This window comes from Streptomyces sp. SA15 (assembly GCF_002291145.1).
Classification (GTDB): Bacteria; Actinomycetota; Actinomycetes; order Streptomycetales; family Streptomycetaceae; genus Streptomyces.
Window position 1 is genome coordinate 81,994 of sequence record NZ_NTGE01000111.1, and the last position, 15,827, is coordinate 97,820.

15 protein-coding genes are annotated in these 15,827 nt (G+C 69.1%); 10 read left to right on the forward strand and 5 right to left on the reverse strand.

The features are described 5' to 3' along the window. Positions 1–3 precede the first annotated feature (3 nt). Together CLM62_RS25435 and CLM62_RS25440 are read left to right on the forward strand one after the other, a co-directional pair. Positions 4–591, forward strand: a complete 588-nt coding sequence (locus CLM62_RS25435) for an aerial mycelium formation protein (protein ID WP_095752222.1) — start codon at positions 4–6, stop codon at positions 589–591. Between the two features lie 241 nt (positions 592–832). Beyond that, positions 833–2,095, forward strand: a complete 1,263-nt coding sequence (locus CLM62_RS25440) for a GNAT family N-acetyltransferase (RefSeq protein ID WP_095752223.1) — start codon at positions 833–835, stop codon at positions 2,093–2,095. 168 nt (positions 2,096–2,263) lie between these two features. Here the strand turns inward: CLM62_RS25440 and CLM62_RS25445 are convergent, their stop codons facing one another. Continuing rightward, positions 2,264–2,449 carry a hypothetical protein gene (locus CLM62_RS25445; protein ID WP_095752224.1) on the reverse strand — a complete coding sequence of 62 codons (186 nt, stop codon included), beginning with the start codon at positions 2,447–2,449 and terminating at the stop codon, positions 2,264–2,266. Between the two features lie 235 nt (positions 2,450–2,684). Between CLM62_RS25445 and CLM62_RS25450 the strand changes: the two genes are divergently transcribed. Further along, entirely contained in the window at positions 2,685–3,545 is an 861-nt protein-coding gene (locus tag CLM62_RS25450; protein ID WP_257004083.1) for a winged helix-turn-helix domain-containing protein, read from the forward strand. Positions 3,546–3,580: 35 nt separating this feature from the next. On the opposite strand, the gene CLM62_RS25455 is transcribed toward CLM62_RS25450, so the two are convergent. Beyond that, positions 3,581–3,769, reverse strand: a complete 189-nt coding sequence (locus CLM62_RS25455; RefSeq protein ID WP_095752226.1) for a hypothetical protein — start codon at positions 3,767–3,769, stop codon at positions 3,581–3,583. A gap of 179 nt (positions 3,770–3,948) precedes the next feature. On the opposite strand from CLM62_RS25455, the gene CLM62_RS25460 reads away from it, so the two are divergent. The 3 genes from CLM62_RS25460 to CLM62_RS25470 all read left to right on the forward strand — a co-directional run bounded on the left by CLM62_RS25460 (position 3,949) and on the right by CLM62_RS25470 (position 6,499). After that, positions 3,949–4,827: a winged helix-turn-helix domain-containing protein gene (locus tag CLM62_RS25460; RefSeq protein ID WP_095752227.1), complete on the forward strand. Its 879-nt coding sequence runs from the start codon at positions 3,949–3,951 to the stop codon at positions 4,825–4,827. Continuing rightward, a complete protein-coding gene (locus tag CLM62_RS25465; protein ID WP_095752228.1) occupies positions 4,776–5,564 on the forward strand; it encodes an HAD family hydrolase in 789 nt (262 codons plus the stop codon). Before CLM62_RS25460 ends, CLM62_RS25465 begins: the two co-directional genes overlap by 52 nt. Before the next feature lie 62 nt (positions 5,565–5,626). Continuing rightward, positions 5,627–6,499, forward strand: coding sequence for a winged helix-turn-helix domain-containing protein (locus tag CLM62_RS25470; RefSeq protein ID WP_095752229.1), 873 nt, complete (start codon positions 5,627–5,629; stop codon positions 6,497–6,499). Between the two features lie 6 nt (positions 6,500–6,505). On the opposite strand, the gene CLM62_RS25475 is transcribed toward CLM62_RS25470, so the two are convergent. Continuing rightward, positions 6,506–7,402 carry a hypothetical protein gene (locus tag CLM62_RS25475; RefSeq protein WP_095752230.1) on the reverse strand — a complete coding sequence of 299 codons (897 nt, stop codon included), beginning with the start codon at positions 7,400–7,402 and terminating at the stop codon, positions 6,506–6,508. A gap of 183 nt (positions 7,403–7,585) precedes the next feature. Then, entirely contained in the window at positions 7,586–8,326 is a 741-nt protein-coding gene (locus tag CLM62_RS25480; protein ID WP_095752231.1) for an HAD family hydrolase, read from the reverse strand. Positions 8,327–8,582: 256 nt separating this feature from the next. Between CLM62_RS25480 and CLM62_RS25485 the strand changes: the two genes are divergently transcribed. The 4 genes from CLM62_RS25485 (at position 8,583) to CLM62_RS25500 (ending at position 14,809) form a co-directional block, all read left to right on the forward strand. Continuing rightward, the gene (locus tag CLM62_RS25485; protein WP_095752232.1) at positions 8,583–9,683 is read left to right on the forward strand and encodes an aminoglycoside phosphotransferase family protein; all 1,101 of its coding nucleotides are present in this window, start codon (positions 8,583–8,585) and stop codon (positions 9,681–9,683) included. Positions 9,684–9,759: 76 nt separating this feature from the next. Further along, positions 9,760–11,952, forward strand: a complete 2,193-nt coding sequence (locus CLM62_RS25490; protein ID WP_095752233.1) for an aminoglycoside phosphotransferase family protein — start codon at positions 9,760–9,762, stop codon at positions 11,950–11,952. Positions 11,953–12,021: 69 nt separating this feature from the next. Further along, positions 12,022–12,627 carry a TetR family transcriptional regulator gene (locus CLM62_RS25495; RefSeq protein ID WP_179382225.1) on the forward strand — a complete coding sequence of 202 codons (606 nt, stop codon included), beginning with the start codon at positions 12,022–12,024 and terminating at the stop codon, positions 12,625–12,627. A 106-nt stretch (positions 12,628–12,733) separates the two neighbouring features. After that, positions 12,734–14,809 (forward strand): AAA family ATPase, encoded by a 2,076-nt coding sequence (locus tag CLM62_RS25500; RefSeq protein WP_095752235.1) that lies wholly within the window; start codon positions 12,734–12,736, stop codon positions 14,807–14,809. Positions 14,810–14,861: 52 nt separating this feature from the next. Here the strand turns inward: CLM62_RS25500 and CLM62_RS25505 are convergent, their stop codons facing one another. After that, positions 14,862–15,701 carry a nitroreductase/quinone reductase family protein gene (locus CLM62_RS25505; protein ID WP_095752236.1) on the reverse strand — a complete coding sequence of 280 codons (840 nt, stop codon included), beginning with the start codon at positions 15,699–15,701 and terminating at the stop codon, positions 14,862–14,864. Between the last annotated feature and the right edge of the window lie 126 nt (positions 15,702–15,827).

The window sequence follows — 15,827 nt, forward strand, 5'->3', positions numbered from 1 at the left end:
CACATGAGCACACCGAGTACCGGGTGGCTGGGCACACAGCGGCCACCCGTGCAGAGAACGGACAGCCCCGTGCTGCCCGGTGACCCGCCCGAGCACGACCTGGCCGTGCTGAGCCTTCCCGAGCTGCGCGTCCTGCGGCGGGACGCCCAGCGCGACGAGGCCGACCTGAGCTATGTACGGCGGCTGCTGCAGGGCCGTATCGACATCCTGCGGGCCGAGCTGGCGCGGCGGTGCCCGACGTCGACGTCGGTCGTGACCACGGGCGAGCCGTCCGTGGTGGAGCGGCTGCCGGAGATCCTGACGGACGCCCCGGCCCGGCAGCGCTCCTCGGCCCGCCATGTGACGCTGGGCGTCCCGCAGAGCGAGGAGTCCCGGCGGCTGGCGGCGGACATGCTCGCCGAGGTCGAGCTGTCGGACCTGGACGCGCGGACGGACCTGGAGCTGAACACCGCGATGGGGCGGCTCGTGCGGTACGAGCAGCAACTGTCCCGGCGCCGGCAGCGGCTGCAGCGCACGGCCGACGACTGCAGCGCGGAGATCGCCCGCCGGTACCGCGAGGGGGAGGCACAGGTCGACGACCTGCTCACGTGAGGTGGGTGCGGGTGCGTTGGGGGCAGGGACGCAGTCCCCGCCGGGGTCTGGGACGGAGCCCCAGGAGGAGGGTCACTTCTCGGCTGACCGAGTCGGGTGGTGGGTGAGCATAGGCCGGGGGTCCAGGGCGGAGCCCCCTGGCGGGGTCGAAGGGGCGGACCCCCTGGGGATGGGACGGGTAGGGGCGGCGGGGGCGAGGAAATCCCGCGACACCTCCCCGCCGCACACCTACCGTGACCCCATGACCCACCCTCCGCACCCCGACATCGACGTCCGCCCCATCACCGAGGACGAACTCCCGGACTGGCTGCGCGCGGTGAACACCGGCTTCCTGCGCGAACCCACCCCCTCCGAAGCGGAACTCGAAGCCCGCCGCCCCCAGTTCACCCCCGGCCGCTACCTCGGCGCCTTCGACGGCGCCCGCTGTGTAGCGACCTTCAAGTCCTTCGCCCAGGAGCTCACCGCCGTCGGCGGCGCGACTGTCCCCGCCGACGCCATCTCCGCCGTCACCGTCACCGCCACCCACCGCCGCCGCGGCCTGCTGACCCGCATGATGGCGCAGGACCTGGCGGCCGCGAAGGACCGAGGGGACGTCGTCGCGACCCTGATCGCCGCCGAGTACCCGATCTACGGCCGCTACGGCTTCGGCCCCGCCACCTGGATGACCGAGTGGACGATCGACGTCCCGCGCACCGGACTCGACCCCCGCCGCTCCGGCGCCCCGGACGACGGCGGCCGTATCGAGCTGGTGGACGGCGAGGACGTCCGCAAACTCGGCCCCGAACTGCACGAGCGGGTGCGCCGCGCCCAGCCGGGGGCGGTGAGCCGCGACGACCTGTGGTGGCGGCTCAACACCGGTGCCGTACGGTTCGACCCGTCGTGGACCGAGCCGCACTACGCGGTGTACCGCTCGGCGGGCGGCGAGGTCGAGGCTCTGGCCGCGTACAAGTCGGACGACAACTGGCACGACAAGCAGCCGCACAACACGGCGACCGTGCACTGGCTGATCGCGTCGACCCCGGCCGCCGAACGCGCCCTGTGGCACCACCTCTGCTCGATCGACTGGATCACGCAGGTGAAGAGCGGCTGGCGCTCCCCCGACGACCTGCTCCCGTTCTTCCTGCCGAACCCGCGCGCGGCCAGGATCACCACGCAGGCGGACTGGCTGTGGGTGCGGATCCTGGACGTCGTACGGGCGCTGGAGGCACGGACGTACGCGGGGGAGGGCCGGCTTGTGCTGGAGGTGAACGACCCGGACGGGTTCACGGGCGGGCGCTACGAGCTGAACGCGTCGGAGCGGGACGGCGGGTCCTGCACGCCGACGACGGCCGACGCCGACCTCACCCTCGACGTGGGCGACCTGGCGGCGCTCTGGCTCGGTGACGAGTCGGCGGAGCGGCTGGTGGCGCTCGGGCGGGTCCGGGAAGAACGAGCGGGCGCCGGCCGGGTGACCGACGCCCTGCTGCGTACGTCCAGGCGACCTTGGTGCCCGGACATGTTCTGAGACTCCTTCCTGCGGGCGACTGTGGACTGTGCTGCTGCTCTGCATCCGTAGCGAGCTGTTCAGTTGTGGCTGTGCATTCAGTTGTGGCTGTGCTGGGGTGCTGACCGTGTTCAGTTGTGTCTGTGCGGACCGACCGGGCTCCCGGCTCCCCTCCGGAAGGGAGCCCGGTCAGCCGGACTGGGCGAGCAGCATCAGGAGGATGACCGCTCCGAGGCCGCCGATCGTGGCACTCTTGGCCTTGACGCCGACGGTCAGCGCGACGAGGCCGATGATGCCCATCGCGCCGAACTTCCACTGGACGAGCTGTTCGAAGGTGACGGCGAGGGCGGCTAGGGCGATGGCGATGAGCGGCATGGCGGTCCCCCCTTCGGGACGGTGGTCCCTGTCGGTCGCCCAGCTGGCCAACCTTGCGGAAGTTTGACCACGTTGCTCAAGTTGGCGACCAACTTCACTGTACTTATCTCCGCTTGGAAGCGGCTCATAACCACCTTCCCTCGAACTGCCCAAAGATGGCGGGAAGTTGTAGTGTTTGGTCGTGGACCCGAAACACGCCGCCGTCAATGGACGGAAGAGGTCACAGCGGCCACACATGTCACATCGCGAGGTGGCCGAGGAGCTGCGTGCCCGGATCCGGTCCGGCGCGCTGCGACCAGGCCAGCGCATGCCCACGCAGGCCAGGCTGGCCGACGAGTTCGGGGTGGAGCGCGGCGTCGTACGGCAGGCGCTGTACATCCTGCAGTCGGAGCACCTGTTGACCAACGTTTCCAAGGGCAGCCCCGCGACCGTCGCCCCTGACCTGGGCCTCGGCGGGGTGCAGCCCGGGCCCGGAGGTCCGCCGCTGCCCACCATGGTGGCCCTCGCTCCCCGGATCGCGGACGCCTTCGCGGCCCCGCACGTCGAGATCGACGCCCTGTGTCTGACCTCGGTCTCCCTCACGCTCGCCATGGGCGAACCGCTGCGTCAGATCCACGCCGGGCGAACGAATCCGGCCAAGATCGACGTCCGGGTCCTGCTGCCGAGCCGGAACATCGACCTCGCCTTCCCGGTCCCGGTCGAGGGCCGGGGCGAGGACGACGACACCGTGCACGACCGCTGGCTGGCCCAGCGCAACGCCCAGGGCCAGGTACTCCGGCACAGCCTGCTGGCTCTGCGTGCCACGCACGGCATCGACGTGCGGGTCTCCTTCCGCGCCCTGCCGTTCACGCCACCGGTGAAGCTGTATCTGCTCAACGGCACGGAGACGCTCTTCGCGTACTACACACTGGGGCTGCGCGAGACGGAGATCGACCACGAGCGCCTGGAGATGTACGACGCCGACGGCACGCAGTCGATGCTGTTCGATTTCATGCAGGGCGCGAGTCTGCGTGACACGACGTTCGTGGAGCAGTCGCACCTGTGGTTCAACGCACTGTGGGAGACGATCAGTTCGGAGTTGTTACTCACGACCTGAGGTCTCCCACGGTGTCCGACCAGGGCGTTCGTGACTCATAGGGCGGGCCTCGCGACCAGCAGGGCGATCACGACCGCGCCGGCGGAGCTGACGGCCGGGCTCTTGGCCTTGATGCCGATGGTGAGCAGGAGCAGCCCGATGATGCCGGCGGCGCCGTACTTCCACTGGACGGTCTGCTCGATGCCGATGACGAAGACTGCGGAGAGGAGGGCGAGGACGGGCACGGTGTTTCCCCCTTCAGGCTTCCGGGGCGGACGGACGTGGGGGGTTGGGCGACAAGAAGGCAAAACTTTCGCCAACTCAATCAAGTTGGCTGCCAACTCTGATTAGGTTGTCCCCACTTGGCACCTACTTATAAACAAGGTTCAAACAACTCCCGCCAGATGGAGCAGAGTTGTAGCGTTTGGTCGTGACCCAGGAGAACGTGGCAGTGAACGGCAGCAGAAGACTCTCGCCCCAGGAGATCGCCGACATCCTGCGGGAACGCATCCGCGTGGGCGAACTCAAGGCGGGGGACCGCCTGCCCACCCAGGCCGAACTCGCCGAGGAGTTCGGCGTGGAACGCGGCACGGTCCGCCAGGCCCTCCGGTCCCTCCAGGAGGACGGCCTCCTGAGCAATGTGAGCAAAGGCAGCCCGCCGCGGATCGCCGCGCCGGCCCGCGCCGTGGGGGGACCCCAGCCGACGATGGTGGGGCTGGCACCGAGGCTCGCCGAGGCGTTCGCCGCACCGCACGTACGGATCGACGCGGCCTGCCTGACGGCGGAGAGCCTGCTCGTGGCGCTGAGCCAGCCGCTCCGTCTGATCCACGAGGACCGCGTACGGCCCCAGTCCATCGATGTACGCATCCTCCTGCCCTCCCGTGAGATCACTCTGGCCTTCCCGGTCCCGGTCGACGGACCGGGCGACGGCGACCCGGTCCACCAGCGCTGGCTGGAGATGCGCAACGCCCAGGCCCACGTCCTGCGTCACAACCTCCAGGCCCTGCGCTCCTCCCACGGCATCGACGTCCGCGTCACGTTCCGCGCGCTGCCCTTCACGCCGCCGGTGAAGCTGTACCTCCTCAACGGCACGGAGGCGCTGCTCGCGTACTACATGGTCACCCGCCGCGAGGAGCCCTCGGACACCGGAACCCTCGACATGTACGACGTCCTCGGCACCGAATCGCTCCTCTTCTCCTTCGAGGAGGGCGCCGGCCAGCGGGACGCCGCGTTCGTGGAGCAATCGCAGAAGTGGTTCGACGCCCTCTGGGAAACCATCACCACGGACATGACACTCTCCTAGTGACTTCTGATACGACGCAGACTGAACTGGTGGCAGCCAAGACCGAGGCACTGCGGGGGCTGATCGCACGCGCGCGAGTCGTGCTCTGGGACTTCGACGGCCCCATCTGCCGCCTGTTCGCCGGGCATTCGGCGGAGAAAGTGGCGAACGACCTGGTGGACTGGCTCGAAGGCCGCGGCCTGCACGGCCTGCTGACCGACGACGAACGTGAGTCCCTGGATCCGCACATCGTCCTGCGTGCCGTCGACCGCAGACACCCCGGCAGCGACCTCGTGGCCGAGCTGGAGGAACGTCTCACCCAGGAAGAACTGCGGGCCACCGCCCTGGCGATGCCCACGCCGTACGCGGACCCGCTGATACGCACCTGGACAGCCGTGGGCTCCCGACTGGCGATCGCCACCAACAACTCCCCGCGGGTGGTTCGCACCTACCTGGAGAGCCGCGGCCTCTCCTCCTGCTTCGCCCCCCACATCTACGGCCGCACCCAGGAACTCAACCACCTCAAACCCCACCCGCACTGCCTGAACCGGGCCCTGAACGCGATGGGCTCGGCCCCGTCCACCGCCCTGATGATCGGCGACACCCCCTCGGACCTGCTCGCCGCCAACGCCGCCGGCGTTCCGTTTCTCGGCTACGCGCGTAACGAGCGCAAGGAGAAGCTGCTGCGGGACGCGGGCGCCGAGATGACCGTCGACTCACTCGAGCCTTTGCTCATGCTGATGCGCACTCAGGCCTGAGTGGCCGCCCAGTTGGCTGGACACCGGTTTGCTGGTGGACCGGAAGCGGTACGGTCCACACCGTGGACGCACAGCAGATCGGGGCGGTCGGCGACCGGGAGTTCCAGCGGGTCGCCGACGAACTGCGAGAGCGGATGACCGACGGGACGTATCCGCTGCGGTCCTTCCTGCCGTCACAACGCGAACTGGCCGAAGAACTCGGAGTGTCCCGGTACACCGTGCAGGGGGCGCTGCGGGAGCTGGCCGACGAGGGGTGGATCGAGTCGCGGCAGGGCAGCGGGTCACGGGTGGTCAAGACCCAGCGCATACGGTCCTCGACGCCCAAGGCTGGCCGATCGCGCCACGGCATGACACTGGGGCCGCTCATCAGTGAGGCCTTCGAACATCCCGAAGTCACCCTGGACGTCTACACGCTGACGTCCGAGTCGCTCGACGCGCACATCCGGCTGCAAGCGGAACGCATCCGCGGCGGCTTCATAGAGCCCCGGCACATCACCCTGCGCGTGCTCCTGCCGGACGCGTCGCTGCCGCTGCCGTATCCGCGCGTCAAGGGCGACCCGGACGACCCGCGCCTGCGGGAGCGCCTGCGCGACATCACCGAGCGGCACACGGCGTCGCTCGCAGGGGCGCTGACGGACCTGCAGACGGAAGGGCTGGTCCCCTCCGTCGACATCCGGATCCGCCGTGCGCCGCTGAGCCCGACCTTCAAGCTCTATCTCCTCAACGGCGTGGAGGCGCTGCACGGCCCGTACGAAGTGATCGAGCGCAAGATCGTGCTGGACTCCGGCGAGGAGGTCACCGCACTCGACGTCCTGGGCCTCGGCGCCACCCTCACGCACCACGTGAAGGACCAGAGTCCGACCTCGCCCGGGTCTGTCTTCGTGGACAGCATGCGGCAGTGGTTCGACTCCGTCTGGGACTTGCTTGCCGCCTGACCTCGGTCAGCTCGCAGGCCGCTCGGCGGGCCACTTGGGATCGGCGATGACGGGGTACTCGGGCTTGATGAGTTCCAGCCGTTCCCACAGGTTCCGGTACCACTCCATGTGATGCTCCGCGATGTCCCGTGTCGAGCGGGAGTCGGATCGCCGGTCCCATCCGATGGCCCGCGCCTTTCCGTGCTTGAGCCCGTGTCCCTCGGCGTCGAGGATATCGAAAGTGTTTCCGCGCCAGTGCACGTTCTCGTTTTTTCGTATTCCATACGGCACGGAAAACACTTTCTCCTCGTTGAGGATATAGAGTTTCCGCTCGGGTACCTGCGGTGACTCCCGCACCTCGCAGGATATGATGACGTGCGGGTTCTTCGCGTGCACGCGTCCCAAGAGCCGCTTGAGCTCGTCCCAGTTGGACAACGTGTATTTCTCTCGCATGCGTTCGCGGTTATCACCCGAGTCGCTGAAATGCAGCGTTCCAGAGGGAAGTCCGGAGCTCTCGGAGGCGGGTTCCAGCTTTCCCGGCAGGCTCAGTGGCAGATTGAGATGGGCGATGGTGAGACGCAGTGTCAGCTTTTGCGTGTTCACTTTCTCGTCGGCCATCCTGTTGAGCGGTTCCACGAGCAGGCCGAGCAGTGTCTGCATAGTGAAGCCAGAGAATTCTATGGTTACCTGCCTGGCCTCGAACGCCTCCATCACGGGGGCCCGCAGATCGCCCAGATCAGCGAGGACATAGACGCCCGATACCTCTTGTGGGTCAGAGTCACCGATGGCGTCGAAAAGGATGAGGGCGATGAGCGCGGCGAAGGATCCGCCGAGGAATCCCTGTCCCTTCAGTGCGTTTCCCAGCGGTTCGATGATTTCGGCGGTGACACCGAGTACGACGACGAAGGCCAGCAGCCACTTCACAATGCGCGGCTTCCATACGCTCAACGAACGCCGTACGCGTTCGAATCTGCGTGGACTGCCGTCACCCGGCCTGCGAGAAGACACCCTCTACCCCCTGTGCGCCGCGGACGTGAGGCGGCGGCGATGCCTGCCGATCTCCGAGGTTCACCATGATGCCTCGGTCAACTCGCCAGTGCCAGAAGGTCAGTTCGGGTTACGCGGTGCCATGGCGGCGCTGATGAGAGGCTTGTGTGACGACACGACCCAGTCGGCGCCGCGACGCCGCATTTCCGCTGCGCGTTTTTTCGAACGGGTGTATCCGAGGAACAGGGTTCCCGCCCGCAGAGACGCTTCCAGGTCGGTGAGTTGATCTCCGACGAAGAGACAGTCGGAGGGGTCCAGCCCCAGGTGTTCCACGGCACGGTTCACGGAGTCGGGGTGGGGTTTCATGTGGCGCGGATCGTGCGGGTCGCGCCCGGCTACGGCCTCGAACTTCGACCGCAGGCCCAGGGACTTGAGAAACTCCAGGATCGGACCGTCCGCGTTGTTGCTCACGATCGCGAGGTGCATGCCGAGGCCCTGCAGGGCCTTCACGAGACCGGCGAAGTGCGGTACCGGCCTGGCTGACTTCACCGCCACGAATTCGTGGTGTGTCACGATGCGTTCGGCACGCTCGAGCGCTTCTCCGGTACGGGGCGCTGCACGGGGCCGGTCGTACATGTCCCTGACTCGCTGGAGAAGGTCGTGCGAGTCGTCGCAGTCCTCCACGTCCTGGTCCAGAGCACCCCACATTTCCCGCACCGCGTCCTTGATCTCGTCGGCGACGTGCGCGGTGGAGGTGCCCTTGAAGAGGGCTGTGACGGGGCCGTCGAAGTCGAGGAGGACCGCTTGTGTGCGGCCGAGGAGCCGCCGCAGGGCTTCCTGCTCGTCGTGTGCCTCGCCCATGGGGTCTCCTCCCGGTCACCCGGTTCAGTGTGGACGATGTCGGGGCGCGCGACCAGTTCCGCAGGTCATCACCCAACCAGGTGAACATTTCGGTCAGAAGTGGGCAAGTTGCCTCACAGGTGCGTGCTCGTCCCCTGCCAGGGGGTACCGCCTTCGGCATGTAACACACTTCTGGCACGATGCTCGTCGGCGGGGGAGTAATGTTCTGCCACTTCCGTACCCTGCGAGAAGGGTTCGAGGCGAGAGAAAACGGGCAATGTCACCCGAATTGGCTTCCGCTGCTCGACTGCGTGCGGTCGAGGTGAGTGGAGACCCGAGAGCGGTCGAGGGACCGCTCCACGGCTACCACCACGAGACTTATGTGTTTCCGCTGCCCGGGGAAACGGCATCGCCGGATCCGGTCCGATGGAAGTGCCGGGAGCCGCGCGACAATCTCCTGTGGTTCGACCGGCGGTGCTTCGTCTCGGAGGAGCAGCTGCTGAAGGCCCTCGCTGGTCGGATCTCCCGTATCCCGGACGTCTTCGATGTCGGCACCGCCGGCTTGCAACGGTTCATCGAGGGAAGGACGCTCGGCTCGCTCTACCCATTTGGCGGAGCGGTTCCAGAGGGCATTTTCGATCAGATCGTCGTTCTCTTCGAGCAGTTGGCCCGGGTGACTCAGGAAACCCTCACGATTGATCGGCGTTGCGCGGACGAGGACCGGCCGGACGACGGTGACACGAACGGATTCCTCAGGCGGCTCGTCCATTTCACCGAGAAACGCGTCTATGAGGAGAACCTGCCGAAGTTCGAGCGTCTCTTCGAAGACCTCGGGGTGGACGGACGCTCATTCAAGTGGCTCCGGAATCATGTGGCCGGTCTCAGTCAACGGCCCTTCTGCCTTCTCCATGCGGACCTGCACCGCGAGAACTTCGTCATCGATTCCCGGAGCCGACTCTGGACGATCGACTGGGAACTGGCCATGGTCGGCGACCCCTTGTACGACCTGGCCACCCACCTGTACCTGATGCGGTACCCGGCGTGGCAGGAACATCGGATGGTGAAACGATGGCGCGCTGCCGTCGATGGGATCAGGCCCGGCAGCTCCAAGGGCCTGAAGCGTGACCTTTCGCTGCTCATCGACTACAAGAAGGCACAGTCCGTCTTCACCGACGTCATCCGTGAGGCCCTGTCCCTGGACTTCGGACCGGATGTCGAGGGCCGGCTCGACCATGCCGGACGGAGACTGCGGACGATCCTGGTTGCGGCCGCCGTGCCGCTGGGCCTGGACATGGTGCCGAGCCGGGGAGAGATCGTCACGGCGCTGGTGCGCTGGCGGCAGCAGCACGGCAATGCAGAGGTGCCGGGTTCGCAGTAACCGGTGCTCCGGGGGGAGCCGCTGTGGTCTCATGGAGTCTTGTATCTCGCCTTGGTTGTGACACCGGGAGCGGCCTGTGGGCGCACCTCCTCTTCCCCGTCCCTTTCTCAGGGAGCGCGCCCGGCCTGAGTACGCCTACCGGGAGTTCGTGGGACTGGCCCGACGGCATGGGAAGGCCAGCAGCGGGCACCACAACCTGAACTACGTGGTGCGGTTGACGGAGCCGATGTCCTGGCGGCTCGGCCGTCCCGCCGGCACGTCCGTCACCGTGCGGATCCCGCGCGCCGACGCACTGCCCGTGGTGATCAGGACCTGGCAGAACGAGGCGGAGATCCTCGACGCCATCAAGGGGATCCTGCCGCACGCGCCGCAGTGCCTGGTCAAAGGGGACCACTTCGCGATCCACAGCTATGTGGAAGGCCTACCGCTCTCCGCCGTCTGCGGGAACGGCAAACCCGTCGACACCCTGCTCATCAGGGCGCTGGCCGACCTGCTCGCCCAGATGACCCAGGTGCGGCGGGGGGCGCTGCCGCCGCTGCCGTCCGTCTGGCCCAGCAACGACACGGACAGCCAGGGGTTCCTGCGCACCCTCGTACATCTCGCGGACCGGCAGATCAGGCGACCCAACCGGGCGGCCTTCGGCGGACTGTTCGCCGCGCTCGGCATCGCCGAGGACGCCCTGCTCCGGTTGGCCGAGCGGGTTCCCGTCATGGCCCGCCGCCCGTACAGCCTGCTCCACGCCGACCTGCACCGTGACAACCTGATCGTGTCGTACGCCGGTGAGCCGCCCCTCATCTGCGTCGACTGGGAACTGGCGACCTACGGCGACCCGCTGCACGACCTCGCCACGCACCTCGTGCGCATGCGGTACCCGTCCCACCAGTGGGCCGAGGTGGTCGACGCGTGGGCCGAGGCCATGGAGAGCCGCCGCCCCGCCGCCGTGGCGGGCCTGACCAAGGACCTGCGCCACTACCTCGCCTTCGAGCGGGCGCAGTCCGTCTATCCGGACGTGATGCGGGCCGCGCGGTCCCTGGAGGAGTCATTCACCCAGAAGAGCCTCGACGAGGCGACGGCGGAGGTCCGCCGGGCCCTGGAGTCCGGGGCCGAGCCGCTGCAGCTGAGGAACGTGCCCGGCGAGGGCGAGATCGAGCGAGCCCTGTTCCGCTGGCTGGCCGCCCCCGGCGACCGTGGTCGCGATGGCCGGGGCGGGATCGCGAAGGCCTTCGGATGTCAGCCGGACCGGCGTCTTCCCGAGCACCCGGACTTTCCCGCCTCCGCCGTCCGGGAGGCCCTGGTGGCGGAGGGAGCCGCTCCGGCGGGCCGGGTGTTCAAGGGGACCGCGTACCTCAACACCGTGGTCTGGGCGCCGAGCATCGACGCTCCCGTGGTGGTCCGGCGCAAGCTGCCCGACGTCTGCCGCCGGGAGACCGGATTCCTCAGCGAGCACACCGTGCTCCGCGCCATCGAGGAGGCGGGGGTCGCCGTGGCGGCGCCCAGGGTTCTGGCGCTGGCCGAGAGCTACCCGCACGACCCTTTCGCCATCCACACGTACGTCGGACCACGTGACATCGACCGGAGGCGCCCCGACCACCCGGTGCACGGCCTGCTGCCGCACGAGGCGGACGCGTTCGTGGACCAGCTCTGCGCGCTGACGCAGGTGAACTACAAGCAGGTCGACCCGACGTCCGGCGAGAGTGGCTTCCACCACTGGCTCAGGGGCCAACTCGTGGATCTGGTGAGGGGTCTGCCGAAGGAGTCGCAGCAACTGGCCGGACTTCTCGGGCTGCCCGACGCGGACCGACTGCTGCAGATCCTGTCCCGTCACGAGGTGAGCCACCGCGAGCCGGCCCTGCTGCACGGCGACCTGAACCCGTGGAACCTCGTACGCCGCGACGACCATCTGGCGCTGACCATCATCGACTGGGAGATGGCCCTGGTCGGCGATCCGCTCTACGACCTGGTCCGGCACATGCACCTCACTCCCACCAGGCCGGAGATCCGGGACCGCATGTTCTGTCGCTGGGAACGCCGGCTGCCTCCCGCGTACACCGTCAACTGGCGCAACGACTGGCGTGTGTACCGCTGGATCGAGATCGTCCGGTCCGCGTACATCGACCTCGACCGCCTGGTGACCGGCGCGAGCCTGGACGCCCCCAATGTGCGCCGGGCCGTGGACTCGTACGCGATGACACTGGCGGCCGCGAAGGGCTCGCTGGGCCTGCCCGGCCGCCCGACGGCGAACCCCTATCTTGCCCGCGCTCTGGCGTGAGAGGACCCGCACGGCAGCCTGAGGCCGCCCTGGCCGGCGGCAGGACTGTCGGTGCGTAGGCTCGGCGGTATGAGTGAGATCGGCCTGCGCGAGCGCAAGAAGCAGCGGATGTACCAGGTCGTGTCGGACATCGCGATCCGGCTGTTCCTGGAGAAGGGCTTCGACGCCGTGTCCGTCGCCGAGGTGGCGGCCGCGGCGGAGATCTCCAAGCCGACCCTCTTCCGGTACTTCCCGGCCAAGGAGGACCTCGTCCTGTACCGGTTCGCCGATCACGAGGACGAGGCCGCGCGGGTCGTCAGCGGCGAGGCCTCGCCCATCGGGGCGCTGCGGCGGCACTTCCTGGAGGGACTCGAGCGGCACGACCCCGTCACCGGGCTGAACGACGCCCCCGAGGTGCTCGCCTTCCACGCGCTGCTCTACGGCACTCCCTCCCTGGTCGCCCGCCTGTACGGCTACCAGGAGCGCTCCGAGGCCGCGCTCGCCGAGGCCCTCGGCGGCGGGCTGGACGCCCGGCTGGCCGCCGGGCAGATCGTCGCCGTGCAGCGGATTCTCGCTCTGGAGAACTGGCGGCGGATCGCGGCCGGGGAGCGGCTGGCGGACGTACGGGCGGATGCGGTGGCCGCGGCGGAGCGGGCGTTCGGGCTGCTGGCGGCCGGGTTGCCGTCCTTCGCCTGAGTGAGGCTCGCGCTTGAGTGAGGCTCGCGCTTGAGTGAGGCTCGCGCTTGAGTGAGGCTCAGTAAGAAATTTAACTCGGTTACGTTATTCCGGTACGGTTGCTGGAATGACGTCACCCGACCCCGCCCTACGGCACGCCCTCGACCACGAACGCGCCCACCACGACCTCTGCCGCGCGGCCCTCGCCGCCATGGTCGACGGAGCCCGGGAACAGGTCGTCACCGGCGAGGACGTCTCCGCCTCCGGTGCCGACGCCGAAGTCCTCGGGTACCGGCTGCGCAGCCAGGCCAAAGCCATGCGGGAGCTGCCCGAAGGGCCGCTGTTCTTCGGCCGGTTGGACTTCTCGGACGGAGAACATGCCGGGCAGCACTACCACATCGGCCGCCTGCGGATCAGCGAGCACCCTGCCGCCCCGCCCCTCGTCGTCGACTGGCGCGCCCCCGTCTCCCGCGCCTTCTACCAGGCGAGCGCCCGCGACCCGCAGGGCGTCGCCGTCCGCCGCCGCTTCGGCTGGGCGCCCTGCAGTCGCGGCGACTCCGCCGACCTCACCGGCCTGGAGGACGAGCACCTCGACCGGGCCGAGAGCCGGTCCGAGAGCCGAGCCGAGAGCCGGTCCGAGAGCCGGTCCGGGTCCCGTACCAGCGACATCGTGGCCCGCGAGATCGAGCGGCCCCGGGTCGGCCCCATGCGGGACATCGCCGCGACCATCCAGCCCGAGCAGGACGATCTCGTACGAGGGGACCTGGCGACGTCGGTGTGCGTGCAGGGAGCCCCGGGCACCGGCAAGACCGCCGTCGGCCTGCACCGGGCCGCGTACCTGCTCTACACCCACCCGCAGCGCATCCGGCGCGGCGGCCTGCTGATCCTGGGACCCAACCGCACCTTCCTGTCGTACATCTCGCAGGTGCTCCCGGCCCTCGGCGAGACCGGCGTACGGCAGTCGACCCTCCTGGAGGAGATCGCCCGGCATCCGGTCACCGGGGCCGACGGCGGGCGGACCGCCGTGGTCAAGCACGACGCCCGGATGGCCGAGGTGCTGCGCCGGGCGCTGTACGCGCGCGTGTCGGCGGACGGGGTGGGTTCCCTCGCGGTGCCCGACGGGTCGTACCGCTGGCGGGTGCCCGCCGAGGAACTCGCACGGATCCTGCACGACGTACGGGCCGAGGAGCCGCCGTACGGTGTCGGGCGGGAGCGGGTGCGCAGCCGGGTCGTGCGGTATGTGCAGATGCGGGCCGAGCGGCGGGCCGGGCCGCAGACGAACGCCTGGGTGCGGAAGATCGAGCGGTCACGGGCGATCGGGGCGTACGTCGACGCCGTATGGCCCCGGGTGCGGCCGGAGGAGATCGTGGCCGAACTCCTCACCGAACCGGTGGTGTCGGCGACCGCTGCCGAGGGGCTGCTGGATGCCGACGAGCGGAAGGCGCTGCTGTGGGCGAAGCCGCCGCGGTCGTGGAAGTCGGCGCGCTGGTCGGCCGCCGACCTCGTCCTCCTAGACGAGGTCGCAGGGCTCATCGAGCATCCGGAAGGGTACGGCCATCTCGTCGTCGACGAGGCGCAGGACCTGTCCCCGATGGAGTGCCGGGCGATCGCCCGGCGGGCCGCCTTCGGCTCGCTCACCGTCCTCGGCGACCTGGCGCAGGGAACCACACCGTGGGCGGCCCGGTCATGGGACACGGCTCTACGGCACCTGGGGAAGCCGGACGCGGCCGTGGTGCCGCTGACCATCGGGTTCCGGGTGCCGGAGGCCGTCGTGACGCTCGCCAACCGGCTGCTGGAGCGGCTGGACGTGGACGTGCCGCCGGGCCGGTCCCTGCGCGGGGACGGGGAGCTGAGGATCCGGGACGCGGCGGGCGATCTGCCGGCCGCGGTCGTGGACGCCGTACGCGACGCGCTGACACGCGAGGGGTCCGTCGGGGTGATCGCCGCCGATACGGACGTGCCCCGCGTGCGGGACGCCCTCCACACGGCCGGGATCGCGGCGGCCGGCCCGGACCAGCTGGGCGCCCGGGTGAGCCTGGTGCCGGCGAGCGTCGTCAAGGGCCTGGAGTACGACCATGTCGTCGCCGTCGAACCGGCCGCGATCGCGGAGGCGGAGGAGCGGGGGCTGCACCGGCTGTACGTGGTGCTGACGCGGGCGGTGTCTCGGCTGGAGGTGGTGCACGGGAGGGCGCTGCCGTTCTAGCCGCCGGACAGGCCCCAAGGGGGGCACCTCTGTTGTGAGGTGCCCCCGTGGCTCAGGCGGCGTCGAGGAGCGGGATCAGCTGCTCTTCCTCGTACGTCAGATGCGCCTCGAGCTCGGCCGTGAGGCGCTCGACCTCCGCGCGGGCGGCGGCCGGGTCGGCGTTCTCGGCGGTCACCGTCCGGCGCAGTTCCTCGACGAGCTCGGCGATCCGCTCGTGTTCGTGCCGGAGGCGTGCCAGGGCGGGCGCGGCCTCCGGGTGCCGGTCGGCGAGGACCGGGAACATGCCGAGGTCCTCACCCGTGTGGTGGTTGTGCAGGCCCTGGCAGAAGCTCAGGCAGTTGACGCGGAGCTGCGCGCCGAGCATCGACGCGCCGACGCTCATCTCCTGGCGGATCAGGCCGAGTTCGCGTCGGAAGGCATCGTGGACGACCTTGATCGCCTCGCCCATCGAACCGGCGTTGATGTCCCCCGGACCGTCCTGCGCGATGTGATGCAGGGCGACCACCGGGATTACCCGCTCCGTCTTCTCCTGGTACTCCGCCCAGCCCGAGTCCGCCTCGACGGCCCGCGCGAAGGCCTGGTCGCGTTCCTCGCCTTCCAGTACGACGGCCCGCGCCTCGTAGGTGAACGCGCCGCTTTCGACGGTGACTTGGGGATGTGCGAGGAGGTTGGTGTACCAGTGCGGGTGCCGGGGCGCGCCGGCGGCGGAGGCGATGACGAGGATGCGGCCGTCGCCGTCGGGGAGGTAGCCGAGGGGGGTGGTGTGCCGGGTGCCGGTGCGGGCGCCGGTGGTGGTGAGGAGGATCAGCCGGGCGCCCTCGAAGTAGCCGCCTACGCGGCCCTTGTTGGCGCGGAACTCTTCGATGATCGGTTCATTGAAGGGGTTGGGCACTCGTTCTTCTCTCTTCTTTCTCTGTCGCTGGCTTCTTTCGAAGGTCTTCTCGAAGGCGGCGCAGAGAAAGAGGCGGGCTCCTGGCCCGCCCCGGCCTCACTCAGAGGCCGGGCACCCAACTCGCTC

Excerpts from the sequence above, each read along its gene's own strand:
- CLM62_RS25435 (WP_095752222.1), top strand. The coding sequence starts at position 4 with ATGAGCACACCGAGTACCGGGTGGCTGGGCACACAGCGGCCACCCGTG.
- CLM62_RS25440 (WP_095752223.1), top strand. The coding sequence starts at position 833 with ATGACCCACCCTCCGCACCCCGACATCGACGTCCGCCCCATCACCGAG.
- CLM62_RS25445 (WP_095752224.1), bottom strand. The coding sequence starts at position 2,449 with ATGCCGCTCATCGCCATCGCCCTAGCCGCCCTCGCCGTCACCTTCGAA.
- CLM62_RS25450 (WP_257004083.1), top strand. The coding sequence starts at position 2,685 with ATGTCACATCGCGAGGTGGCCGAGGAGCTGCGTGCCCGGATCCGGTCC.
- CLM62_RS25480 (WP_095752231.1), bottom strand. The coding sequence starts at position 8,326 with ATGGGCGAGGCACACGACGAGCAGGAAGCCCTGCGGCGGCTCCTCGGC.
- CLM62_RS25485 (WP_095752232.1), top strand. The coding sequence starts at position 8,583 with ATGTCACCCGAATTGGCTTCCGCTGCTCGACTGCGTGCGGTCGAGGTG.
- CLM62_RS25495 (WP_179382225.1), top strand. The coding sequence starts at position 12,022 with ATGAGTGAGATCGGCCTGCGCGAGCGCAAGAAGCAGCGGATGTACCAG.
- CLM62_RS25500 (WP_095752235.1), top strand. The coding sequence starts at position 12,734 with ATGACGTCACCCGACCCCGCCCTACGGCACGCCCTCGACCACGAACGC.